This is a genomic window from Idiomarina sp. (assembly GCF_019431395.1).
Taxonomy (GTDB): Bacteria; Pseudomonadota; Gammaproteobacteria; order Enterobacterales; family Alteromonadaceae; genus Idiomarina.
This window is the reverse complement of record NZ_CP080268.1, coordinates 1982416-2006782: the sequence shown is the minus strand read 5'-3', so window position 1 is coordinate 2006782 and position 24367 is coordinate 1982416. Positions and strand designations below refer to the sequence as shown.

Sequence of the window (24367 nt, the reverse complement as noted above, 5' to 3'; positions counted from 1 at the left end):
TGTACTTTAGAACGAGTACTCGACACCTAATGACGCGGTTTGCGGCTTATTCGGACGCGCACCGTGTGGTGAGCGAGCAACAATTTTCTGTTGGTCAAAGAGATTTTCGACTTTCAGGTAAACTGCCATGTTCGGATTGACTTCGTAACGGCTGACGATGTCGGTGACAAATAACGAATCAGTACGAGCAAAGGCACTGTCGTTACGGTTGCAGCCGACTGATACACACATTTCGTCGATATACTTGGCGACAACATAGTTGGTCCAGCCTTCATTGTTATCTAGTGTAACGCGGACGCTGAACGTGTTTTGTGGAATGTCGTTCAGCTCGTCGCCATCCATTAAGCCAGTTACAAGGCTATCACCCTTAATTTCACCTTGAGTGTAGGTATAAGTGAAATCGACGGGCATAGCGAACTGACCAAATTCAAACAACTGACTTGCTTGCAATTCCAGGCCTGCCACGGTTGATTCGCCCAGCACGTAAGAGCCTGATTCAGCGCCGTTGTCGCAAGGGTTGGCAATGGAGCATTGTTGTGTGGTGTCGTTAAAGTCGCTGTAAAAAGCAATGGCTTCGGCAAAGAAAGAACCATCACTATAGCGCGCACCGAATTCATAGTTGTCGCTGGTTTCGGGGCGTTGATTTTCGCTCGCGCCACCACCGAGTGGCGAAAAGCCGCGATGAGCACCAGCGAGCATCTGCCACTGCGGGTTTAGCTGATAAGTGAAAGATACGCCCGGTAACCATTCATCGCTGCTATTGCCACGCGTGCTATCGAGTGCTGTGCGCGATGGATCCGCATATTGCAAACGGTAAGATTCTACGTCTTCGTGGCGCAGTGCCAAATTAACCGTTAGTGCGTCGCTAACTTGCCATTGGTCTGTTAACCAAAACGCTGTCGCATCAGCACCTTCCAGGCGGTTATTACCGCCAGTCGGAGCAATCATGTCCTGGTAAACCAGACTGCCGTTAACTTGATCATAAACTGCAACGGGTTGATAGCGATCCATTTCGTCGCTGTGGTCGCGCAATCCTGCCTCAATGTCATGGTTTTGCCATTGCCAGTTTATATTTAGCTCAATGCCTTTAGATTCGTAGGCACGGTTATTATTTTTGTATTCGAGCCCGACTTCGTCGCGGTCACCGCGCAGAATCGCAAGCGCTTCAGTATCACCAGCATTGGCAGCATTAATGTAACTATTGCCGCCGTCTAACTTAAACCAATTACGTTTGTAATCGTTGTAATAACCGATTGCACTAAAGCTTAGACTTTCTGTTGCTTCAAAACGATAATGGACACTGTAGCCCTCATGCTTATTGTCCATCTGATCAATTTCGGATAAGCCATAACGACGGTTTGGATCGGCACTAAAATCAGCGTCGGTCAGGCCGAGGTAGGTTTCGTTACTTTCTTCTTCCGAATACTGCAGCTTGGCAAGCAGACTGCTGCGTTCGCCTTGCCATTGTAATTTTGCAACATAGTCTTGAATAGCAAAACCGGCATCTCGTTCGGAACGGTCAATTGTTTTAAAACCGTCACTATTGCGTTGCACCGCTTCCAGCAGGAAGCCAAAGTCGCCTTCGGTGCCGCCAACATGGGCATGAATGTCACTACTGGCATACTCACCGAACTCTGTCAGTACTTGTCCGCTAAATTGCTCAGGGATAGGGGTGCTAACAAGATTTAAGACGCCACCTGTGGTTTGGGGGCCATAACGTAACAGAGGCGCACCTTTTAAGACCTCAACTGCCGACATTCGCAGCGTTGTAGGGAAGTAATAGGCGGCGGGGTTAGAGTATGGCGCTGGCGCCATCATAATACCGTCTTCTAATAGGGTGACTTTACTTACACGGCCAGCGCTGGCAGCGCGGATACCGATATTTGGGCGCAACCCCTGACCATCTTCTTCGCGAACATAAACGCCGGGAATGGTTTTCATTAGCTGATTAATATCGCTTGGTACTTCGATACGCATTTGCTCTTCATCAATAACTGCGCTGGAGCCAGCAGTCGCTCGAGAGTCTTGTTTAGTACCAATAATTTTAATTTGCTCGATGTTGGTCTCAACTTCCGGTGCTGTGCTAGCCAGCGTCTGTGATGACATAAGCAGCGCAGCGGCTACAGCAGTTGATAGCAGTGATTTATTCATCGTTACCCCTGTTTACAGCTTTTAAAAAGTGTTTTTATTTTTCGATGGGAATAATAATCACAATGAGAATAATTCGCAATAGCAAAATGCATTTTTCTAAATGTCTTTTAATCCGTTAGTAAGGACGTAGAATGACACTTCAAAATTACTGAGAGGAGTAGACGTGAAACCAGCAGCCAAGCCAGCCAATGAGGCATCACGATTAGCGATACTGAATAGTTTGTCTATTTTAGATAGCGAACAAAGCTCAGGTTTTGATAATTTAGTTACGCTAACTAAACAACTATTTGACGTGCCTATGGTAGCGGTGTCGCTGGTGGACGAGGATCGTCAGTGGTTCAAGTCACGTATTGGGTTGGGCGTGTGCGAAACCAACCGGGACGTTTCTTTTTGTGCGCATATCGTCGAGGACCCTCAGACTATGGTGATTGAGGATGCCATGCTTGATGATCGGTTTTTCGATAATCCTTTGGTAACCGAAGAGCCTTTCATTCGTTTTTATGCGGGCTCGCCCTTACGTCCGATTGGCGACGAAGTACTGGGTAGTCTATGTATTATGGATACGCGTCCGCGAGAGCTAAGCGAAAAAGAACGTTCAATTCTTGACCTATTAGCGCACCAAACGGAAAAACTCATTGAGTTGCATGCACTAAAGCACACCACAAATAAAGGTCCATTTTGAGCATGAATGTATATCGCAACCTGCTAATCCTGTCAGCAACTTCAGTAATATTGGCCTGCAGTAGTGTTTCTGACCACGCTAGAGAAATTGTTTACCAGTGTGGTATCCAGGATGTGACGGCCACATTCGCTAACGAAACAGTCACACTTGCAATGCGTGGGCAGCAACAGCAGTTACAACAGGTTGTTGCAGCGTCGGGAGCGCACTTCAAGAGCAACGATGGAAGAACGAGTTACTGGAACAAAGGCTCCGAGGCAACGATCACCTGGCACGACGAAAACCTGCCGCTATGTAGTGAACAGGGCAAGCTGCCTAATAACGTGGCGTTCAGCGGTAACGAACCATTTTGGCTGCTTACCCTTAACCGCGACCACGTTAGTTACACTACTCCCGAACAAGAGTTGGAATTCGCAGCGAGTCCGGCTGAGTATAATGACGATAACGACTGGTTAATTGCGTTAAGTGATGCCGGGGAAGAGGTCGGTCAGTTACGGATTAACTCTAGTATTTGCTATGACTCTATGAGTGGGAAAGCATTTCCGTACTCAGTAAAACTTGTCTTACAGGGCAATGAATACAGAGGTTGCGGCGGCGAAACAACGCAACTCATTCAGGGACAACCCTGGCAGCTGTCTGCAATGACGGGTTCTTCAGGCAGCATGCTGGATAGGCCATCGCTGCAGTTCTTAACTGAGGGGCGCTTGGTGGGAACGGACGGTTGTAATCGGTTTTTTGGTCACTATAGCGTTGACGGAGAAATTCCGCGCTTAAGTGTTCAGGGCGCAACCAAACGAATGTGTTCGCAGGCCTCGATGACGTTTGCACAAAAATTCATCGAGAACTTGAACAATACGTCAAAAATTGACATAAAAGAAGATAAGCTAGTGTTGAAGGTGAATAGCGGTCAGCAACTTACTTTCGCGCCTAAATATTAACAGCTGACCACGAGGTTTAATGTGCAATTAAAGAAGTACACAGACTATGGCCTGCGAGTGTTGATATACCTGGCGGCAAAGCAGCAAACTCGTTTGGTAACTATTGATGAGCTGAGTAAAACTTTCAGCGCACCGCGTAATCATTTAAACAAGGTTATCCACCAACTGGGCAAAGAAGGCTTTATTGAGACCCGCCGTGGTAAAAATGGCGGCTTTCAGATAGCAATGCCGGCTGACGAAATTCGCCTTGACCATTTAATACGACGTCTAGAGGGCGATGAATACTGGATAGATTGCCATAACCCCCAATGTGCAATTTTTCCTGTCTGTGAGCTAAAACACATCATTAACGAAGGTAAAGAGGTGTTTTACCGGCACTTGTCCCAGTACACCATAGCCTCGTTAGTTAAAAAGCCTGAGGATATTCAGATTCTCTGGCAAACTGAATTAAAAAGCGAGTAGCACCTAGGAGAATAATAATGATTAAAAAGATAGCACTGGGAGTCACCCTGGCGTTAACAGCATCGCAAGCTAGTGCTGCGGACTGGTTACATTGCGGTAATGTGTTTGATAGTGAAGCCGGTGAATTACGTGGCGAGCATTATATTGAAGTTGAAGCTGGCGAGATTAAAACAGTGACGCGGTCTGCGCCCACGGATGCAGATATGGTCGACTTAAGTGATATGACGTGCTTACCCGGGTTGATTGACCTGCACGTGCACCTGGATGGGCAGTCTGGGCCTCAGTCTTATTTAAATCGGTTTACGCAAGGTGCGGCGGACCTGGCGCTTATTGCGCAAAATTACGGTATGAAAACCCTTGAAGCCGGCTTTACCACAGTGCGTAACCCCGGTGATTCGTATAACGTAACCATTGCGCTACGTGATGCTATTAATGCGGGCACTGTGCAAGGGCCACGTATTTATACCGCTGGTAAATCACTGGCAACAACGGGTGGGCATGCTGATCCAACAAATGGTGTTAAAGACGAATTGATGGGCCGTCCCGGACCTACCGAAGGTGTAATAAACAGCCCTGAAGACGCTAAAGAAGCGGTACGCCAACACTATAAAGAGGGCGCAGACTTTATCAAGATAACCGCAACGGGTGGCGTGCTGAGTATGGCAGCTAGTGGTGAAAACCCGCAGTTCACTCAAGATGAATTGAAAACGTTAATTGAAATTGCTGACGACTATAACTTTCACGTAGCGGCTCACGCTCATGGTAAAGAAGGTATGTTGCGTGCGGTTAAAGCGGGTGTAAAAACTGTTGAGCACGGTACTTACATGGATGACGAAGTGATCGCGGCAATGAAAGAGAACGGGACTTATTTAGTGCCGACAATCCTGGCCGGTAAGTTTGTTGCCGAAAAAGCAAAAATTGATGGTTACTTCCCTGATGTTGTTCGCCCAAAGGCAGCCGAAATCGGGCCGCTAATTCAAGATACCTTCGCTAAAGCGTATCGCGCAGGCGTGAATGTTGCGTTTGGCACCGATAGTGGTGTGTCTGCTCACGGTGATAATGCGTTGGAATTCCAATATATGGTGGAAGCCGGAATGCCGGCAGCAGAAGCGATACAGGCAGCGACAACGGTGGCAGCAGGAATACTTAAAAACGATAAATTAGGAGTGATTGCTGCAGGCAAGTATGCCGATATCGTTGCCGTGGATGGTAACCCGCTTGAGGATATCAAGCAGTTACAGAGTATTGATTTTGTGATGAAAGACGGACGTATTATTAAGCGCTAGTCAGCGCTTAACTTTACTGTTCCATCAAGTTGCACTTGAGAGTGGTCAGCGCTGCGAACCTCATAGCGGTGCTGGCCGGCTTCTTTGTTCAGCCATAACTGAACACGAGCAGGTAGTACTACCGGGCGTTTAAAGGTTACGTCAATCCGTTGTGCGCTTTTACCACTTACCTTTTCTATTTCAGCCTGAGCTCGCGCCATCATGTACATGCCATGAATAATAGGTTTTTTAAAGCCAAACCAGCGAGAGGTTAAGGTATGCAGGTGAATTGGGTTAAAGTCACCGGATATACGAGCGTAGCGCCGGCCCATGCCAGACCCGAGCTGCCAGTGGCAGTGATTAACCCAGCCCTCAGCAGGCTCGAAAACTTTTGTTGCTTTTTTACCTGAACGCTCTGGTGCCTGACCTTTCATTACCTGGTAGGTGCTCTTACAGGTTACAACGAGGTTATCGTCTTGATAAAACTTAACCGTAAACTGGGGGCGTAGGCGACGCGGCGACACATCGGGGCCCCTGGCAGGAATGCCAACGTGCGCGTCAATAGAAAAACCTTGTGTGGCGTCTATGGTGGCGTGTTGTTCAAGATTGTTATTAACATGAACGAGGCCGGGAGCCGGCCAGGGAAAACGCTGATCAAGCATTTGTGCCAAGTGAGTGCGTTGGGCCATGCAATAAAAAAGCGATAACGGAACATCACTGTTAAAGCCGCCAAAAATATCGTGGAAGCCTTGACGTTGTTTTGCACTAACGGCTTCGATAGCAAACTTGTCATGTAGTTCGCTTTTGTCTGCTGCAGTATCATCAACACGATTTAATGTGAGTAACGATTTGGCGAGCATCCCGGGCATCGCCGGTAATCGTTGAGCCTGTGAACTAACCGTATCCATCCGCTAATTTGTCCTCAATTCTATCCTGCTACCGTTGCGTTCGCGAATTACATCAATACGATCATGCAACCGATCCTTTAATTCTCTCACATGCGAGATAATTCCAATAGTCCGACCACTCGCTCGTAATTCTGCGAGTGTATCAATTGCCATATCAAGCGCCTCTTCGTCGAGACTGCCAAAGCCTTCGTCTACAAACAATGTATCGAGCTTAATGCCGCCAGCGTAACTTTGTACAACATCCGATAATCCTAACGCTAATGCGAGCGCAGCCATAAATCCTTCGCCACCGGATAAGGTTTTGGTGCTGCGCTGTTGGCCGGTATAGGCATCTTCTACCAGAATTGTTAACCCGCCGGCCGAGCGAGCATCAGTAACCTGACTTTCGCGTGACAGTTGATAACGGCCATGAGTCATTTTTTCCAACCGTTGTGAGGCGACGGTCAACACGTCGTCAAGCAGTACACTCAAAACAAACCGGTGTAAACTTAAGCGTTGTGCATTTTGGCCATTGGCGACGTCAGCTAAAGTTCCCTGAACAGCATACTGCTTATGAAGCGCTTCTGCATGTTTTTTACTGTTATTAACATGATTTAACAGCGTCTCCAGTTCACGCAGGCGGTCACGTGTGTTCAGCCAAACTTCGTTTGTTTGCTGGTATTGCTGCTCATGGTGTTGTAACTGTTGTTTGGCAGTGTCCAAATCAGGTTGCTGTTGTTTACCCAGGGTCGCGTCAAGCTCCTCAAGTAAGCTTGAAATTTTGGCGCGCTGTTGCTGAAAGAGTTGAATTTCCTGTTCAGTTTGTTGGTAGCGTTGATCGGGCATTATCGCATCTTTGTATTCATCAAGAGACTTAAATTCCCGCTCGTCGAGCTGTTGCGACAGTTCTTTTTCGGCTGCAAGGGTTTCCTCACTGTTTTCGTGTTGTTGTTGTGTCAGGTCGTCATGTTTTGCCGTGACTGCTGAGAGTTGCTCTAAAACTTGCTGGCGTCGCTCGGAGGCCTTCTGATACGCAGTCTGTTTTTGTAGCAGTTCGTTGTGTAGTTCCTTTAGGGTGCGCTCTACTTGTTCAGGAGAGCGGAACTCTTCAGGGATCTCCTGCTCCAGGCTACTAAGCCGCTCACCAATCTTCGTTTGATTTATGTCGGTTTCCTTTAATTTATCGGTGAGTTGCTTCAATTCTAATGCGATCGAGTCAAGCTGCTCTCGGTTCTCGGTGATGCGATGTTCCAACGTCTGATAGTGAGCTCTTTGTTGTTCCTGTTGTTCTGCTGTTAGCTCAAGTGCTTGCTGCGCGCGGGTAAGTTCTGCTTCTGTCTTTACGTTACCCAGTTCCTCGATTTGTATTTGCACGAATTCTGATGCTTGGCGGTTTTGCAATAGACTACGTTCAAGCTTTTGCTGTGCCTGTAATTGCTGCTGATGTTGCTGGCGGGCGTTTACAACTTGCTCATGAGTAACCAAGGGCTCATCACCTGAACTCGCCGGTGACGGATGTTGTCTGGATCCACAAACGGGACACGGTTGTCGGGGCTTGAGTGTCTCGGCCAAACTGATTGCTTGCTGTTGATACCAGGTATGCTCCAGCGCCTGGGCATGCTGTTCAGACTTTTTCGTCTGTTGCTGTTGGGTATCCAGCTGCCCTTTTATGGCGTGTTGTTGGTCGTTAAGTTGTTGCTGTTGTTGCTTAAGATTAACGGAGTTTTGTTGCTGCTTTTTGGCATAGCTAAGCTGTTGGCGTTGGGACTCGATATTCTGATGCTTAGACAGTGTTTCAGAAAGCGCCTGGCGAGCTTGGCTATCAGTAGTTAATTGCTCGTTTAAGGTTTCTTTAGCGCGATACCGCTGGTTAACCTCACCTTGTTGCTCGTTGCGTAACTCAGTGACTTCCGCATATTGCCGCTGCAGCGCTTTTAATGATTCAAGCTTAGGCCGCCAGCTGGATAATTGCTCAATTCGACGTTGTAACTGTTTGCCCTCCGCATCCTCTGTTGCCGCTTGTTGGTATTGCTTTTCAGCATGTTGCTTGTCAGTTACCAGTGCCGCATGCTTTTTTTCATTGGCTTGCAGTTGCTGAGCAATACGAGCTTGCTCTGCTTTGAGCCAATCAAATCGTTGCGCTGAAGGCGTGACCGCTTGTGCGGCGCGAGCACGTTTTAATTGCGCTTGTTTTTCGTTTATTTGTTCAGCATCTTTATTAAGTTGTGATAACTGCTGCTGTAACTGAGCTTTTTGTTCAAACTGCTGTTGCAACTGCATTGCTTGTTGAAAGAGTTCACGTTGTTTTTGCAGTTGTTCTGCGGCGCTGTCTTTATTATTGAGCGCAATATCCAGCGCCGCTGCTTGTTCAGAAATTTTATCAGTGAGTTGTTGCTCACTCTCAATATTACCGTTACGTAATAGTGCTTTTAAATTGCTCTCGTGTTCTTGTACTTGTTGTTTAAGATCGCGCGCGGCATCCTTTAATTTCTCCTCAATTAACAAGTACCGGTGAGTTTGGAAAAGTTGTGCAAAGATTTCTTCGCGCTGGCCGGCATCGGCGGTTAGTAGTTCACGAAATTTGCCTTGCGGTAGCACCACAACCTGACGAAACTGGTCCGCTTGTAGACCAATTAAACGCTCGACCTCTTGCGTCACCTGCTTAACCTTACGACTCGCTAGTAACGTCATGTCATCTTGGTCGAGATCGAGCCTAGCTGCTATTCCCGGCTTAATGTGCCAAAGCGAGGCACTTGCTACATCATCTTTTAGCCCGGCTCCCCGCAACTTCGGTCGTTGTTGGGCCGGCAAACGTTTAACCCGGTACAAGTCGTTGCCAAGGCTAAAAATAAAATCGACTTCGGTGGCAGTTGAGGCAGATGCGTGGTGGCAGCGCATCTGCTCACCTTGCCGCTCGGCGCCGGTAGTTTTACCAAATAAGGCATAACTGATAGCGTCCAGCAAAGTAGTTTTTCCGGCACCGGTCGGGCCATTGATCAAGAATAGCGGATGCTCACCAAGTTCTGCAAAATCGATAGTTTCCCGCTGTGCAAACGGGCCAAATGCCTGCATAGATAACAACACGGGCTTCATGACGAACGCTCCTGTTCGTTAATCTCTGCCAGTGTTTTTTGCAGTAGCTTAGTTTGTTGCCCGGTCAATTTTTGCTCGTGAACCTGTTCAAAAAAGTCGTTAAATATATCCAAGTCGGTGCGTTTGAGCTGTTCACTGGAGCGGGCATAATCCTGCCCTGTTCGCGTTTCAAAGCGTTCTTTTTTCAACTCGAGAATATTGGGGTAGTGCTCTCTTAATCGCGCCATAGGATTGAGCAACGCTTGCGAGTCTGTTAATACCGCCTGAATGAAATCTTCATGGTTAACATCGTCTTTGGCGGCGTTAACGAGTTCTTCGAGGGTGCCTCTAATAACACGGAGATCACGACGTTGTTTTAAAGGCAGTAGTGTAATTTTATTACTGCCATCCTGCCCAATATCGACCATGGTAAAAGATTTATTATGGTGTTGCTCTGAAAAGCTGTACTTGAGTAAGGAGCCACTATAACGGATGGATTCCTGTCCTTTATATTGAGGTTGGTGCAAATGACCCAACGCGGTATAGCAAAATGGTTTGAAAATTTTCCAGTCCACCCGATCCGCGCCACCTATGGTTAGTGGACGCTCTGACTCAGACTCGTTGGCGCCATCTAAATAGCAGTGGCTAATCATCACGTTACGGTGTTTTTTATTAATCGGTAGCTGCTCGATGAGTGAACAGTGGGCTTGATTAAAGTCTGTTTGCGGCGAGCCTGTAAAATCGGCAACCTGCGCAGGATCGTGAAACGGCACAGCCCAAAAATCGACGTTTCCATACTCATCGGCTAAGGTAATCGGCCTCTGCATTTGGTCTAAAGACGTGACCAAGTGGAGACCCGAGTGCTTAAGCTGATTGGCTGCGAAGCCAAGCCGCTCAGCACCATCGTGATTTCCGGATATAGCGATAATAGGCACCTTGAGAGTACCGATACATTGGTCGACAAATTCATTAAAAAGCCCAATAGCGCTGGCTGGCGGTATCGAACGGTCATAAATATCGCCGGCTATGATCACCACCTCCGGCTTATGCACTTCAATGGCTTCGATAATCTGAAACAATGCGTGGCGTTGCTCGTCAATTAATGAAAACTGATGGAAAATACGGCCTAAATGCCAGTCCGAAGTGTGTAATATTCGCATTACTGCCTAACTTAATTAGTCGTTTGTATCTTACTATACAGGATAAAAAAGCCGCCCGAAGGCGGCTCATTAATTATTGCATTTTTGTGTAGTTACTTCTGCGTTTCCGTGTCTTGCAGATCATCATCGTGTTTTTCCATCTCCCATGGCAGTACACCAGGACTGTGGTGACGGAAGTGCAGATAGTTTTCAAACTGATTGATGACATCGTTGATAATATCTGCCTTCTCCCAGCCGTACAGGTCGTAGGACTGGCCACCCTGACGCAGAAATACTTCGGCACGATAATAGACTTCGCGATGCTTATCGTTAGTAAGAGCAAACTCCGGTAACAAGTAGTCACGTAATCGTACTTCGTAGGCAAAGTCGAGCTCCCTATCGCGCTCAACTGTCAGCATAATACGATTGTGCTCTTTGTCTTCGGCAAACTCGGCTGGCCAATCCTGGCTTTTCAGTTCATCTCTAACTTGTTTGAGTGACTCTTCTGCAGCGCCATAGATAAACGACAATACCGGTTCTTTTTTCGGAAAATCTACCAGACCGGATAGGCGTTTTTTCCAGTAATCAGGGCCTTCATTAACCCCTCTACGATGAAATTGGCGGTGACTTTTGAGGCTCGTATATTGATGCCCTTCGATGATTAACGCTCGCCACATGCCAACGGCGGCGATGAGAATGACTACGGCAAACGGTAAGGCACTGGTGATAGCGGCGGTTTGTAGGGCGCTAAGACCCCCGGCTAAGAGCAGAACCGCAGCTACTATACCTTCTGTTGACGCCCAGAAAACACGCTGCCAAACGGGTGTTTCCAGCATGCCGCCTGACGATAACGAGTCGATAACCAGTGAGCCTGAATCAGATGACGTGACAAAGAAGGTAATGATCAACAACACTGTGATAAAGCTGATAATACTGGTTAATGGCAAGTTCTCGTAGAGCTTAAATAATGCGATTGCCTGATTATTCTGAACTTCACTAATTAACGCCGTGTAGCCTTCATTCATAATCATGTTGAGGGCTGTGTCGCCAAATACAGCAAACCAGAAAAAGGTAAATATTGATGGTACCAGCATGACACCGAATACATATTGGCGAATCGTGCGGCCACGAGAAATTTTGGCTATAAACAAACCAACAAACGGAGCCCACGCTATAGTCCAACCGAAAATAAATAGCGTCCAGTTACCAATCCAGTCACTGCGCGTGTACGCTTGCAGATTAAACGTGCGCTCGACAATACCACTTAGGTAGGCGCCGGTATTCTGTAAAAAGGTCTCCAGAATATGCACCGTTGGACCGGCGAAAAATACGAATAGCAACAGGAATAAAACCAGCGACATATTGATTAAGGATAGTCTCTTAATCCCTTTGTCCATACCGGCAACGACCGATGCAATGGCTGCCAGAGTAATAACTGCTATAGCAATAATCTGTACTGTAGAGCCAATGGGAATGTCTTCCCATAAGTAGTTTAGGCCGGTGTTAATCTGGATAACCGAGAGCCCCAGGGTTGTGGCAATACCAAACATAGTTCCTAAGATGGCAAAGGTGTCGACCGCATGTCCAGCAGGTCCGTTAATTTTTTCGCCAATCAGTGGGTATAGCGTGGAGCGCATTGAAAGCGGCAAACCATGGCGGAAAGAAAAATACGCCAAAACAAGCCCAACCAGGCCATAAATTGCCCAAATATGAAAACCCCAGTGGAAGTAGGCGATCTGCATTGCTTGTTTCGCTGAGTTGACTGTTTCAGCAGCCCCGGCCGGCGGATCAGCATAATGCAGTACGGGCTCAGCAACACCGAAAAACAGCAGTGCAATGCCGTATCCAGCCGAGAACAGCATGGCAAACCAAGAGGTAAAACTATATTCCGGTTCGCAGTGGTCAGGACCCAGTTTGATACGGCCCCATTTAGAAATCCCTACACCAACGATAAAGATTAAAAACAGCGCGACCGCCAACATATAAAACCAGCCGAAATGCTCAGTAATGCCGGCTAGTGTGCTATCGAACAGTTTACCTGCCTGCTCGGGTGCGCTTAAGGTACCAATGACCAATAAGGCGATAACAAAAATCGCGGGTAGAAATACCGGAAACAATATGGCGTGATGCCATGGTTTTTTATCGGTAGCCATTTAACACTCCTGTTATTTTCATTATTTCCTAATTAATAGTTATAACGTACTGAGGAAAAAGCACAAAGGGTCACTTTTTCTAAATATCCACTTTTAAGGTCTGTAATGGTTATCTATACTCTTGGGAACATTTTGTTCAGTTCAGGGAACCATAATGGCAAGAACGCCACAGTTTGATCGTGATACCGCACTTACTAATGCAATGAGTTTATTCTGGCGTCAGGGCTACCATGCCACGTCAATGAAGGACATCGAGCACGCTCTGGATATGCGTCCGGGCAGTATTTATGCCGCATTTGGTAGTAAAGAACGGTTATTCAGAGAAGCGCTGGCGAGTTATGGTGAATCGACCAAGGAAAGTTTTGCCGGCACCCTGGCGACCGGGGAGCGCGAACTCGACGGGGTGACTAATTTAACCTTGTCGATGGTTGAGCAAACGCAATCCGGTATCCCAAGTAAAGCCTGTATGTTAATTAAAACATTGCTAGAGCTCAGCAACAGCAAGCATATGGACAACCAGCCGGTTAAAGATTACATGAGTGATTTGCAACGTCTGTTTGCCGATAAGTTTCGCCGTGTAATTGCGGCTGGCGAGTTATCGCCCCACGCACAGCCAGAACGTCTGGCACGCCTTTACCAATCAAGCATTCTTGGCCTTAGCGTGATGGCTCAGCGTGATCTTCCGGTAGAAGAGCTACAGCAGTTGGCAGAAGATATTAATGCGCAGTTATTGCCTGCCCACCAAAGTTAATCTGTGAAAAGTTGTTTGTAACGTGCCGGATTAAAGCGCAACGTGCAAAGCAAAATAACCACGCCTACGACAATATGAAGTTGCCAGCCGAGCGTGTAGTCGCCGCTCATGTCTCTAAACCAGCCGGTTAGCAGCGGCATTAGGCTGGCAAATATAAAACCAATACCCTGCATGAACGACACTAGACGCCCTGCCTGTACCGGATTGTCTAAGTGATCGAGCGCCATTACAATACACAAAGGGAATGCGCCGCCGAGGCCAAAGCCACACAGACCTGACCATAACCAGGGTGATACTTCCGGAGCAAAGCTGAGTCCGGCGAAGCCAATCATTTGTGTCACTACCGCAATGACCAGCCAAAGTCGGCGGTCATAGCCGCGCGATAACGCGGGTAAAATGAGTGCGCCTGCTACTTGAACGAGCGAAAAGAGAGCGAGCAGGTTACCTGCTTGTTGCGCAGGCCATCCGAACTCACCATAAAACGGTGCTATCCAGGCGATGAAACCGGCATAACCGGCATTTACAAGTGCAAAGTAAGCACCTAAAAACCATGCGCGTGGGTATTTAAATGCTTTAAGCAGTAAATGCCTTGGCGGAATATCCGCTGCGGGGACCTGATTCTGTGGTAATAGCCACACCAGCAGGGTAAGGATGGCGAAGATCGACCATGCGGCGAGGGCATAATAACGTTCGGCCAAAGCGTCTGCCAGCATCGGTGTGAGTACTGCGCCCAGCGCGGCGCCGCCCATTAACGCTGCTGACCAAAGACCGGTTACCAGGCCCAGCCGGTTGCGGTATTGGTGCTTTGTTAGCTCGGGGATAATGATATGCAGTAACGCAATGCCAAAACCGCCAATCAGTGCACTGCCCAATAGCAATACGGTTGTGGGGGGATAGAAGCGAATGGCCAACCCGACCGCCAGAATCAGTAAGCCAAAGCTAATCCCGCGTTTATAGCCAAGCGTCATTGTCAGCCGCCCGGCAAACAGTGCCAACAAACCAATCATTAGGATAGGCAGCGTAGTGAGTAATGAGATGCTGCTGTATGACGCGTCCGTTAAGTTAATTAATTCGTCGGTTAACGGTCCCACAGATGTTAATAATGGGCGCAGGTTAAGGCCCAGCAAAACCAGCAATAGCAAACCAAATAATAAAGCTTTTGGAGACGTGTTGAGATTGCTTTTGGTGGTCTTTGGCACTGCATTTATTCCTTTAATTAGCCTGAACCGAACACTTTACTGTGTTTTGTTGTTGCTGTGAATATTTGCGATGACAGGATAAATTCAGTTTTTACCAACCCAGCCCAACCGTGGTATTCTCTTACGCCACTATTAACAATGAAATATTGTGCATATGGCAACCAGCATGGCGACGCATAGCGGCAACCTGTTCATCATTGCAGCACCAAGTGGTGCCGGCAAATCAAGCCTGATAAAGGCACTGCTAGAAAAGTATTCGGATGGGTCGATGCAAGTATCGGTATCGTCAACGACGCGCGCGCCGCGCCCGGGTGAAGAAAACGGTGTTCATTATCACTTTTTAACGGTGCCCGAATTCGAACAACGCATTGACCGTGGTGAATTTTACGAATGGGCCAGGGTTTTTGATAACTACTATGGCACATCCAGAAAAGTCGTCGAACAATCTTTGGCGGCAGGTATTGACGTATTTTTAGATATCGATTGGCAGGGTGCGCAGCAAGTGCGGGAGCATCATCCACAAACACGGTCTGTTTTTATTGTACCGCCGAGCCTGGAAATTCTTGAGCAGCGTTTACGTCAACGTGGTCAGGACAGTGATGAAGTGATTGCCAAGCGAATGGCGAAAGCACAAGCCGAAATGTCTCACTACCACGAATTTGACTACCTTTTGGTTAATGACGATTTTGACGATACCTTGACGCAATTAGAGCACATTGTTATGGCTCAACGTTGCCGCATGCCATTACAGCAAGTCCGGTATGGCGAAACTCTTAAGGAATTACTTGGCTAATTGTGACGTTTTCCGTATAATAATTAGCCTTTCGAAAAATATCACTCAGGCTTTATGGGGAGTAAACCATGGCTCGCGTAACCGTTGAAGATGCCGTAGATCGCGTTGGCAACCGCTTTGATTTAATTTTATTAGCAGCTCGTCGTGCGCGCCAGTTGGCAGTACAGGGCAAAGAACCCTTGGTAGAAGTAAAAAACGAGAAACCAACGGTAATCGCTTTGCGTGAGATCGAGCAAGGCTTGATTGATAACGACCGCCTTGACGCTGAAGATCGTCAAGCTCAGCAGCAAGCCGATGCTGAGGAAATGCAAGCGGTCAATGCGTTGCGCGGCGTAGAATAAACTATTTATCCAAGCATGATATAAGCCAACGGCTCAACGGTCGTTGGCTTTTTTGTTGGAATGCTCGTATTCTGTTTAGAAGCAGACCCATCAGTTCACGCAAAAGCATATTCTGTCGCGGAGATAGTCGGTGTACCTATTTGAAGGCTTAAAAACGCAAATTAGTGACTACTTGCCCGCGGAACAAGTGGAGCAGGTGCAACAGGCTTTTGTGGTAGCCAATGATGCACACAGCAGCCAGAAACGCAGTAGTGGTGAGCCCTATATCACTCACCCGGTAGCGGTTGCGAGCCTACTAGCTGATATGCGCCTTGATTACGAGACCATCATGGCGGCGCTGTTGCATGATGTCATCGAGGACACAGAGACTCGCCGTGAAGATCTCGCGGAGTTGTTTGGTGCGACCGTTGCGAACTTGGTCGAAGGCGTATCAAAACTAGATAAACTGCAGTTCGATTCAAAAGAAGAGGCGCAGGCCGAAAACTACCGCAAAATGATCATGGCAATGACTCAGGATATTCGCGTTATTCTGATCAAGCTTGCCGACCGCACCCACAATATGCGTACCATTCAGCATTTGCGTCCCGATAAACGCAGACGAATAGCGCGCGAAACACTAGAAATCTATGCGCCGTTAGCCCACCGCCTGGGTATTCATGATATTAAAAACGAGCTGGAGCAATTGGGTTTTTGGGCCCTGTATCCCTGGCGTGCGCGGCTGTTAGAGTCTGAAGTTAAAAAGGCTCGCGGCAATCGTCGTGAGTTTATGGAGCGTGTGCAAAGTGAGATTTCATCGCGCCTGGACGGTAATCACATTGAAGCGCGGGTGCAAGGGCGCGAAAAGCATTTGCACAGCATCTACCGAAAGATGCAAACCAAAGAGCTGCGCTTTAATCAAGTCATGGATATTTATGCGTTTCGGGTGATAGTCGATAGTGTAGACACCTGCTACCGGGTACTCGGCGCGCTGCATAACCTCTACAAGCCTATCGAAACACGCTTTAAAGATTATATCGCGATTCCAAAGTCAAACGGCTACCAGTCATTGCATACATCGCTGAAAGGCCCTCACGGAGTGCCGGTTGAGATCCAGATTAGAACCGAAGAGATGGATTTGATGGCTGATCGCGGTGTGGCCGCGCATTGGCTCTATAAAAATACCGATGATGCCGGCACGACAGCGCAGGTTCGCGCACGTAAATGGATGCAGAGTTTATTGGAACTGCAGCAAAGCGCTGGTAGTTCGTTTGAGTTTATCGAAAACGTTAAATCCGACTTATTCCCTGACGAGATTTATGTATTTACACCGGATGGCCGGATTATTGAATTACCGCAAGGCGCTACGGCAGTCGACTTTGCCTACGCTGTGCATACCGATGTCGGTAATACTTGTATTGGTGCAAGGGTAAATCACCGCACGTATTCGCTGAGTAAACCGCTTGAAACCGGGCAGACTGTCGAAATAAAAACCGCCAACGGTTCGCGTCCGAACATCGCCTGGCTCAATTTTGTTGTCACTGGCAAAGCACGCGCTAAGATTCGACAGTATCTCAAGGGGCAGGAGTCTTCAGAGGCGCAACAGTTAGGTGAGCGCTTACTGCGTTCAGCCCTAGGGCCAATTAGCTATGAAGATATCCCGGAAAGCGAGTTTACGCGCGTACTGACAGAAACCAAGGTTGAAAGTAAAAACGAGCTACTCAAACAAATTGGTTTGGGTAATATGATGTCGGTTGCTATTGCAAAGCGTCTGTTAGGGGAGCTGCAAACGTTAAAAGACGAGTTGCCGTCGCAACGTAGCTTATCTATCAAAGGCGCCGAGGGATTGTTGGTGAGCTTTGCCAAATGCTGTCGGCCGATCCCGGGCGATGACATCATTGCTCACGTAAGTCCGGGCAAAGGGCTCGTGATTCACCGCCGTGAGTGTAAAAACGTACGTGGGCACGAGGATGAGCCGGGTCGATACTTCCCGGTCGAGTGGGATAATAAACCCGATGCAGAGTTTATTTCGGAAATTCGTATCGAAATCGTCAATCACCAGGGCGCTTTGGCAAAACTGACTTCGGCGATTGCGACAACGGGCTGTAATATTGACGGCCTTAGAACCGAAGAGATCGATGCGAATATTTATTTTATTGATGTGGCATTAACTATCCGTAATCGTAAACACCTAGCGGACGTTATCCGACACATTCGGAAAATGCCTGATGTTCAGCGCGTGACGCGCTTAAGGAAGTAATCATGTCTAAAGTTATTATTGCAACGGATAAAGCACCAGCGGCCATCGGCACCTATTCACAAGCCGTTAAAATTGGCACTACTGTTTATCTTTCTGGTCAGATTCCACTGGTTCCGGAGACGATGGAGTTAGTCAGTGAAGATTTTGCTCAACAAGCCGAACAGGTTTTTAAAAATCTTACTGCGGTATGTGAAGCTGCCGGTGGCGAATTACAGGATATGGTTAAGGTGCAGATCTATCTGACTGATTTGGCCGAATTTGCCATCGTGAATGAGGTGATGGCAAAACATTTTAAAACGCCTTACCCCGCTCGTGCAGCGATTGGTGTTAAGCAGTTGCCGAAAGGCGCGCAAATCGAAATTGATGGCATTTTAGAGTTGCCAAGCACCAACTAACGCGCTTTCACTTAATTTAACGAGTGACAAAGAAGCGGCTAAACAGCCGCTTCTTCTGTTTCCGGATGACGATCTTCAAGTGGACGTCGCCACAGGATCATCAGCAACGCGACACTGCCCAGAATAAAGCCGTAACCCGTGTGAAGACTGACTGAGAGCGGTGATATACCAAAGCTGGCTCCCATTAACAGAGCCTGGGCACCGTATGGCAACGCGCCCTGAACCGTGCAGGCAAAGATATCTAATAAGCTGGCACTTTGCCGGGCGGCTAAGTTCCCTTGTTTAGCCAGTCGTTTGCTGACTTCGCCGGCCAGCAGAATACTGACGGTATTATTGGCTACACAAAGGTTTGTGAGTGAGGTTAAACCCGCAATACCGAACGCTGACGAACGTTGTTTGTTTTTACTGACACGGCTGGAAACGGCCTCTACGACTTTGGCTAAAAACGCCAAGCCACCTTGTTGTCGGATAAGGCCTGACAGGCCGCCGATGAGCAGTGACAGTAAGAAAATTTCTTGCATACTGCTAAAGCCATCGTAGATATCCTGGCTAAACTTCACCCATTGGTAGTCGACAGTTACCATACCAAAACCCGCGGCTAACACGATTCCAAGCCCTAACACGGCAAATACATTCAGGCCCATCACGGCCAACACGATAATCGCGAAATACGGTAGGCAAAGCCAAAGGTTTGCGTCAGGAATCTGAAGGGGCACATTGCTGGTGTCGTAACTGATTAACCAAAGCACCGTGATGACAGCAGCGGGGATGGCAATTTTTAAGTTAGCACGGAATTTATCTCGCATACTGCAGCCCTGGGTGCGGGTAGCTGCGATGGTGGTATCAGAGATAATGGATAAGTTGTCACCAAACATGGCGCCGCTAACTAATACACCTGCAAGTAACGGCAGGCTGATGTCGGTTGCCTCGCCAATTCCTAGTACAACCGGGGCTAGTGCTGCCAATGTTCCCATGGAAGTACCCATGGCGGTAGATATCACCCCGGCGATCAAAAACAGCCCGGGAATCAAAAACGAAGCTGGAATAATTTGTAAGCCCAGTGCCACCATCGCGTCGACCCCACCGGTTGCTTCGGCGACAGTGGAAAATGCGCCCGCCAGCAGGTAAATCATACACATGGTAATGATGTTGCTATCGCCGACGCCAGCCACAAAGGTTGCGATACGCTCTTCAAACGCTTGCCTGCTCAGCAATATGCCCAGCGCAATAGCCGGTAGAATCGCAACTGGACTAGGCAGCTGATAGAAGGCGTACTCAACACCTTCTGTTTGAAAATAAATACCAGTTCCCAAAAACAAAGCCAAAAACAACGCCAGCGGCAACAGCGCCTTGGCGCTCGGGGGCTGAACGGCGGCGGATGAATTCATACCACTTCCTTTATATTTTTATTTAGACGTCTAGAAGTTTATACAGCTAATCCCTCTAGTGCAACCCTGATCAATTTACGTGTAAACTACCTATAACATGGTTTTACCGTTTTGGGGCAGTTATGAGTCCGGATGATCTCCACCTACAGTTACGTAACCTTCGCTTAGAAGATTACCCACAATTAAAAGAGTTAATGGATGCCATCTATACCGATATTGGTGGTGCCTGGAGCCAGTTTACAATCGAGAAGCTGATAAAAGACTTCTCGGAGGGGCAGTTTTGCCTTGAGGATAATGGCAAAATTGTTGGTGTCGCCCTTACTGTTAAGGTGGCCTACAACAAATTTTCTAACCCGCACACCTATGATGATTTAATTGGTCATCGCGAGGCGATTCTCAACGATAAAAAAGGTGATGCACTTTATGGGCTGGATGTGCTGATCCACCCGGATTATCGTGGTTATCGGCTGGGACGTCGGTTATATGATGCGCGAAAAGAGCTGTGCCGCCAGGCCAACCTGCGTGCGATTCTCGCTGGTGGTCGTATCGTCAACTATCACAAATATTCTGAGGAGCTGACCCCGAGTCAATATTTAGACAAGGTTCAGCGCCGCGAAATTTATGATCCGATATTAACCTTCCAGTTAGCCAACGACTTTACGGTTAAACGCCTGCTGGGTAAGTATCTGCCGGAAGATCAAAAATCTCGCGGTTTCGCGACTTTGTTAGAGTGGAACAACTTCCTCTACGACCCTTCTACCAGCATTTTAACTACGCGTATTCAAAACGTCCGCGTGGGAGCTGTGCAGTGGCAAATGCGATCGGTAGAGTCTGTCGATGAATTGTTACAGCAGGTCGAGTATTTTATTGACGCGCTCTCTAATTACCAAAGTGACTTTGCGGTGCTGCCTGAGTTTTTTAATACCCCGTTGATGGGATTGACGGATCAGAGCCAGCAAATGAGTGCGATACGGTTCCTTGCCGGATACACTGAGCGTTTTAAAAGCGAAATGTCGCAAATGGCGGTGAGCTATAACGTCAATATTATTACTGGCTCAATGCCGTTGCAGGAAGGCGACAGTATTTATAATGTTTCCTACCTTTGCCGCCGCGATGGCTCGGTTGAAGAACAACGCAAGCTTCATATTACGCCGCACGAGAAGCGTGACTGGGTTATTGAGGGTGGCAATGAGGTTAAGGTGTTTGATACCGACGCCGGGCGCATTGGTATTCTGATTTGTTATGATGTTGAGTTCCCGGAGCTTGGTCGAATCATGGCGGAAGAAGGGCTGGAGATATTGTTTGTGCCGTTTTGGACTGATACTCGCAATGCCTATTTACGTGTTCGCCATTGTGCTCAGGCACGTGCAGTCGAAAACGAATGTTATGTGGTTATTTGTGGCAGCGTAGGCAACCTGCCCGAAGTCGAGAGCCTCGATGTTCAGTATGCGCAATCAGCGGTATTTTCGCCGTCGGACTTCGCCTTCCCGCACGACGCGATAATGTCGGAAACAACACCCAATACCGAGATGCTGATGTTTTCAGACCTTAATTTAGACGAACTTCGTTATCTTCACCACGAGGGTTCGGTCACTAACTTAAAAGACCGACGTACCGATATTTACGAAGTCTCCCGCAAACATCGTAGTTAATGATGTGATTTTATAAGGATAAGTGAGGGTTAAGGAATGAGTCCGGAGCGCTTTAAGCGCATTAATGAAATGCTGAATTTGCGTCAGCCAGACCTGACTGTAGTGATGGAAAATGTTCATAAAAGTCACAATGTGTCAGCGGTTATTCGCACTGCCGATGCGGTTGGCGTGCACAAAATGCACGCTGTTTGGGAGTCATCAAAACGCAAAATGTCGGCCGGATTAGCGCTGGGTAGCCAAAACTGGGTCGGTGTTTCGCATTATGATCAGGTTGCAGATGCAATAAAGGCGGTTCGGCAGCAGGGCATGCAGGTGGTTGTAACCAACTTGTCTGAGCAGGCGATTGATTTTCGTGACGTTGATTACACTCAGCCAACTGCCATTTTGATGGGCCAGGAAAAACATGGTGTCACCGAAGAGGCACTGGCGCTTGCAGACCATCAAGTGATGATCCCGATGGTCGGTATGGCGCAATCATTAAATGTTTCGGTGGCGGCTGCGGTGATGCTGTACGAAGCACAACGCCAGCGTCAGGCTGCTGGTCGATATGGGCATAATCAGCTGGATATCGCTGAACGGCAGCGTATTTTATTTGAGGGCGGCCACCCCATTTATGCGAAGGCCTGTCGTCGCAAAGGTATCGATTATCCTGAGCTTGACGAAGCTGGCCAAATTGTTGCCGGTGACGATTGGTGGCAAGCCATGAGAACAGCGAAATAGTCGACAATGTCCACTGCACAGCCGCTTACCCGAATCCCGTTGACGACCCTGAAAGGGGTGGGTGAAAAGGTCGCTCAAAAGCTAAAAAAATTGGGACTGGAAAGCGTACAGGATGCGCTTTTTCATCTGCCGTTACGTTATGAAGACAGAACACGGATCGCAATGATAGCGCAACTGCGACCGGGGCAATCTGCAAACCTTGTGGTCGACGTGCAGCATGCAGAGATTAAATATGGCCGCAAACGCATGTTGCTGGTCAGAGCTAAAGATGACAGCGGCTCTATCACCTTGCGCTTTTTCCAATTCAGTGCAGCGCAATTAAAACAGTTTAGTGCGGGCACCCGAGTGTTAGTGTTTGGTGAAGTCAGGCACGGCATGGCCGGTGCTGAACTTATTCATCCTGATTATCAGTTGCTGGAAGCAAATCAACAGGTGAAGCTGGAGCCGACTTATACGCCGGTCTATCCGACAACGGAGGGTGTTTATCCGGCTGCGTTACGTAAAATTATTGAGCAGGCGTTGTCCTATCTGACTGCAGCCGCGGTTGAGGAGCTACTACCAGCGTCTTTGCAGCCCCATCAATTGTCGTTAGTGGATGCGATAAAAACCTTGCATCACCCGCCTGTTGGAACATCGCTACAACAACTGGAACTTGGTCAGCACCCGGCTCAACAGCGGCTGGCGGTTGAAGAGTTGTTAGCGCATCAAATTAGCTTGCTGCAATTGCGACAGCAACGCCAAAGTGAGGGTGGCATCGCGATTCGTGTTAACGGCGAACTCGCGCAACAATTTTTAGCGAGCTTGCCATTTAAACCGACGCAGGCGCAGCAACGTGTGGTTGCAGAAATAGCAAACGACCTGCAAAAAAGTGTGCCCATGATGCGTCTGGTACAGGGCGATGTCGGCTCAGGGAAAACGCTGGTTGCAGCGCTGGCAGCGCTGGCCGCAATAGAAGCCGGTTATCAGGTTGCCTTGATGGCGCCAACAGAACTGTTATCGGAGCAACATGCATTGTCGTTTTCCCAATGGCTGGAGCCGTTGGGTATTGGTGTTGGCTGGTTAAGCGGGCGCACCAAAGGTAAAGCCCGGCAACAGCTGTTGCAGCGTGTTGCTGACGGAGAGGTTGCGATGTTAGTCGGTACTCATGCTTTGTTCCAGGATGACGTGCATTACCAACGGCTCGCGTTAGTCATTATTGATGAGCAACATCGTTTCGGCGTGCACCAGCGGCTGCAACTGCGACAGAAGGGCGTTAAAGCGGGCTTTCAGCCGCATCAGTTAATCATGACGGCAACACCAATACCGCGCACCTTAGCAATGACTGCATATGCTGATTTAGCAACCTCGGTGATTGACGAGTTGCCACCGGGGCGTACACCGGTGACTACGGTGGCAATCCCCGATACACGCCGTGACCAAGTGATAGCGCGTGTTAGAGACGTCTGCATAACGGAACAACGACAGGCTTATTGGGTGTGCACACTAATTGAAGATTCAGAAGTGCTTGAGTGTCAGGCCGCAGAAGAAACTGCTCGCGAGTTGCAGCAGGCATTACCTGAATTAAAGGTAGGGCTTGTTCATGGGCGTTTAAAAGCTGAAGAAAAAGAACAGGTGATGCAGGCATTTAAAGCCGGAGAACTTGATCTTTTAGTTGCAACTACGGTTATTGAGGTGGGGGTTGACGTGCCCAATGCCTCGCTAATGATTATTGAAAATCCCGAACGCCTGGGCTTGGCGCAATTACACCAGTTGCGGGGGCGAGTTGGGCGTGGCTCAGTCGCCAGTCACTGCGTATTGCTCTATAAAAGTCCGTTATCAAAAACCGCAACTGAGCGTTTAAGCGTATTAAGAGAAAGTAACGATGGTTTTGTAATAGCACAACGGGACTTAGAAATAAGAGGTCCCGGTGAGCTATTAGGGCAGCGGCAAACGGGACTAACACAATTAAAAGTTGCCGATTTAGAGCGTGACGCAGACTTGGTGCCTTCTGCGCAACAGTTAGCGGAGCAATTACTGCGTGATTATCCGGCGACTGCCTCTGCCTTAATCGAGCGCTGGCTGCCGCGGCGTGATGAATATGCGCATGTGTAAGACACAATTGCAGTGGCTGATATCGCACAAACTGGTCGCATCAAGTACACTAAAG

19 protein-coding genes are annotated in these 24367 nt (G+C 48.2%); 12 read left to right on the top strand and 7 right to left on the bottom strand.

Annotation, left to right across the window (positions count from 1 at the left end):
- Window positions 1-6 precede the first annotated feature (6 nt).
- Window positions 7-2151 (bottom strand): TonB-dependent receptor, encoded by a 2145-nt coding sequence (locus tag KZ771_RS09675; protein WP_290653117.1) that lies wholly within the window; start codon window positions 2149-2151, stop codon window positions 7-9.
- Between the two features lie 163 nt (window positions 2152-2314).
- Between KZ771_RS09675 and KZ771_RS09670 the strand changes: the two genes are divergently transcribed.
- Genes KZ771_RS09670 through KZ771_RS09655 form a run of 4 tightly spaced genes read left to right on the top strand, consistent with a single transcriptional unit; the run spans window position 2315 to window position 5516 of the window.
- Window positions 2315-2833 carry a GAF domain-containing protein gene (locus KZ771_RS09670; RefSeq protein WP_290571089.1) on the top strand — a complete coding sequence of 173 codons (519 nt, stop codon included), beginning with the start codon at window positions 2315-2317 and terminating at the stop codon, window positions 2831-2833.
- Window positions 2834-2835: 2 nt separating this feature from the next.
- Window positions 2836-3768: an META domain-containing protein gene (locus KZ771_RS09665; RefSeq protein ID WP_290571091.1), complete on the top strand. Its 933-nt coding sequence runs from the start codon at window positions 2836-2838 to the stop codon at window positions 3766-3768.
- Between the two features lie 21 nt (window positions 3769-3789).
- Entirely contained in the window at window positions 3790-4230 is a 441-nt protein-coding gene (locus KZ771_RS09660; protein WP_133539467.1) for an Rrf2 family transcriptional regulator, read from the top strand.
- 17 nt (window positions 4231-4247) lie between these two features.
- Window positions 4248-5516 carry an amidohydrolase family protein gene (locus tag KZ771_RS09655; RefSeq protein WP_133539466.1) on the top strand — a complete coding sequence of 423 codons (1269 nt, stop codon included), beginning with the start codon at window positions 4248-4250 and terminating at the stop codon, window positions 5514-5516.
- On the opposite strand, the gene KZ771_RS09650 is transcribed toward KZ771_RS09655, so the two are convergent.
- The 4 genes from KZ771_RS09650 to KZ771_RS09635 form a co-directional block, all read right to left on the bottom strand.
- Window positions 5513-6403 (bottom strand): MaoC/PaaZ C-terminal domain-containing protein, encoded by an 891-nt coding sequence (locus tag KZ771_RS09650; protein ID WP_290653115.1) that lies wholly within the window; start codon window positions 6401-6403, stop codon window positions 5513-5515. The genes KZ771_RS09655 and KZ771_RS09650 overlap by 4 nt on opposite strands.
- A gap of 3 nt (window positions 6404-6406) precedes the next feature.
- Complete coding sequence (locus tag KZ771_RS09645) at window positions 6407-9475, bottom strand: SMC family ATPase (RefSeq protein WP_290653113.1); 3069 nt, start codon at window positions 9473-9475, stop codon at window positions 6407-6409.
- Window positions 9472-10614 carry an exonuclease SbcCD subunit D gene (locus KZ771_RS09640; protein ID WP_290653111.1) on the bottom strand — a complete coding sequence of 381 codons (1143 nt, stop codon included), beginning with the start codon at window positions 10612-10614 and terminating at the stop codon, window positions 9472-9474. Before KZ771_RS09640 ends, KZ771_RS09645 begins: the two co-directional genes overlap by 4 nt.
- Window positions 10615-10706: 92 nt before the next feature.
- Window positions 10707-12746 (bottom strand): BCCT family transporter, encoded by a 2040-nt coding sequence (locus KZ771_RS09635; RefSeq protein ID WP_290653109.1) that lies wholly within the window; start codon window positions 12744-12746, stop codon window positions 10707-10709.
- Window positions 12747-12900: 154 nt separating this feature from the next.
- Between KZ771_RS09635 and KZ771_RS09630 the strand changes: the two genes are divergently transcribed.
- Window positions 12901-13497: a TetR/AcrR family transcriptional regulator gene (locus KZ771_RS09630; RefSeq protein WP_290571103.1), complete on the top strand. Its 597-nt coding sequence runs from the start codon at window positions 12901-12903 to the stop codon at window positions 13495-13497.
- Here KZ771_RS09630 and KZ771_RS09625 read toward each other — a convergent pair.
- Complete coding sequence (locus tag KZ771_RS09625) at window positions 13494-14696, bottom strand: cyanate transporter (protein WP_290653107.1); 1203 nt, start codon at window positions 14694-14696, stop codon at window positions 13494-13496. The genes KZ771_RS09630 and KZ771_RS09625 overlap by 4 nt on opposite strands.
- Window positions 14697-14862: 166 nt before the next feature.
- Between KZ771_RS09625 and gmk the strand changes: the two genes are divergently transcribed.
- From gmk to KZ771_RS09605, 4 genes are all read left to right on the top strand, one after another.
- Window positions 14863-15489 (top strand): guanylate kinase, encoded by a 627-nt coding sequence (gene gmk, locus KZ771_RS09620; protein WP_290571107.1) that lies wholly within the window; start codon window positions 14863-14865, stop codon window positions 15487-15489.
- 68 nt (window positions 15490-15557) lie between these two features.
- Window positions 15558-15830: a DNA-directed RNA polymerase subunit omega gene (rpoZ, locus tag KZ771_RS09615; protein WP_133539458.1), complete on the top strand. Its 273-nt coding sequence runs from the start codon at window positions 15558-15560 to the stop codon at window positions 15828-15830.
- A gap of 130 nt (window positions 15831-15960) precedes the next feature.
- On the top strand, window positions 15961-18066 hold the full coding sequence (gene spoT, locus KZ771_RS09610) for a bifunctional GTP diphosphokinase/guanosine-3',5'-bis pyrophosphate 3'-pyrophosphohydrolase (RefSeq protein WP_290653105.1): 2106 nt from the start codon (window positions 15961-15963) through the stop codon (window positions 18064-18066).
- A gap of 2 nt (window positions 18067-18068) precedes the next feature.
- Window positions 18069-18461, top strand: a complete 393-nt coding sequence (locus KZ771_RS09605; protein WP_133539456.1) for a RidA family protein — start codon at window positions 18069-18071, stop codon at window positions 18459-18461.
- A 38-nt stretch (window positions 18462-18499) separates the two neighbouring features.
- On the opposite strand, the gene KZ771_RS09600 is transcribed toward KZ771_RS09605, so the two are convergent.
- Window positions 18500-19849 (bottom strand): Na+/H+ antiporter NhaC family protein, encoded by a 1350-nt coding sequence (locus KZ771_RS09600; protein ID WP_290653103.1) that lies wholly within the window; start codon window positions 19847-19849, stop codon window positions 18500-18502.
- 122 nt (window positions 19850-19971) lie between these two features.
- On the opposite strand from KZ771_RS09600, the gene KZ771_RS09595 reads away from it, so the two are divergent.
- From KZ771_RS09595 to recG, 3 genes are read left to right on the top strand one after another with little or no spacing between them, the layout of a single operon-like run.
- Complete coding sequence (locus tag KZ771_RS09595; protein ID WP_290571114.1) at window positions 19972-21501, top strand: bifunctional GNAT family N-acetyltransferase/carbon-nitrogen hydrolase family protein; 1530 nt, start codon at window positions 19972-19974, stop codon at window positions 21499-21501.
- 36 nt (window positions 21502-21537) lie between these two features.
- Window positions 21538-22221 (top strand): tRNA (guanosine(18)-2'-O)-methyltransferase TrmH, encoded by a 684-nt coding sequence (gene trmH / locus KZ771_RS09590; RefSeq protein WP_133539453.1) that lies wholly within the window; start codon window positions 21538-21540, stop codon window positions 22219-22221.
- Between the two features lie 6 nt (window positions 22222-22227).
- Window positions 22228-24312: an ATP-dependent DNA helicase RecG gene (gene recG, locus KZ771_RS09585; protein ID WP_290653100.1), complete on the top strand. Its 2085-nt coding sequence runs from the start codon at window positions 22228-22230 to the stop codon at window positions 24310-24312.
- The last annotated feature ends 55 nt before the right edge of the window (window positions 24313-24367 follow it).

Coding starts and splice junctions, on each gene's coding strand:
- KZ771_RS09675 (WP_290653117.1), bottom strand. CDS start 2,151: ATGAATAAATCACTGCTATCAACTGCTGTAGCCGCTGCGCTGCTTATG.
- KZ771_RS09665 (WP_290571091.1), top strand. CDS start 2,836: ATGAATGTATATCGCAACCTGCTAATCCTGTCAGCAACTTCAGTAATA.
- KZ771_RS09655 (WP_133539466.1), top strand. CDS start 4,248: ATGATTAAAAAGATAGCACTGGGAGTCACCCTGGCGTTAACAGCATCG.
- KZ771_RS09650 (WP_290653115.1), bottom strand. CDS start 6,403: ATGGATACGGTTAGTTCACAGGCTCAACGATTACCGGCGATGCCCGGG.
- KZ771_RS09645 (WP_290653113.1), bottom strand. CDS start 9,475: ATGAAGCCCGTGTTGTTATCTATGCAGGCATTTGGCCCGTTTGCACAG.
- KZ771_RS09640 (WP_290653111.1), bottom strand. CDS start 10,614: ATGCGAATATTACACACTTCGGACTGGCATTTAGGCCGTATTTTCCAT.
- KZ771_RS09635 (WP_290653109.1), bottom strand. CDS start 12,746: ATGGCTACCGATAAAAAACCATGGCATCACGCCATATTGTTTCCGGTA.
- KZ771_RS09630 (WP_290571103.1), top strand. CDS start 12,901: ATGGCAAGAACGCCACAGTTTGATCGTGATACCGCACTTACTAATGCA.
- gmk (WP_290571107.1), top strand. CDS start 14,863: ATGGCGACGCATAGCGGCAACCTGTTCATCATTGCAGCACCAAGTGGT.
- rpoZ (WP_133539458.1), top strand. CDS start 15,558: ATGGCTCGCGTAACCGTTGAAGATGCCGTAGATCGCGTTGGCAACCGC.
- KZ771_RS09605 (WP_133539456.1), top strand. CDS start 18,069: ATGTCTAAAGTTATTATTGCAACGGATAAAGCACCAGCGGCCATCGGC.
- KZ771_RS09600 (WP_290653103.1), bottom strand. CDS start 19,849: ATGAATTCATCCGCCGCCGTTCAGCCCCCGAGCGCCAAGGCGCTGTTG.
- KZ771_RS09595 (WP_290571114.1), top strand. CDS start 19,972: ATGAGTCCGGATGATCTCCACCTACAGTTACGTAACCTTCGCTTAGAA.
- trmH (WP_133539453.1), top strand. CDS start 21,538: ATGAGTCCGGAGCGCTTTAAGCGCATTAATGAAATGCTGAATTTGCGT.
- recG (WP_290653100.1), top strand. CDS start 22,228: ATGTCCACTGCACAGCCGCTTACCCGAATCCCGTTGACGACCCTGAAA.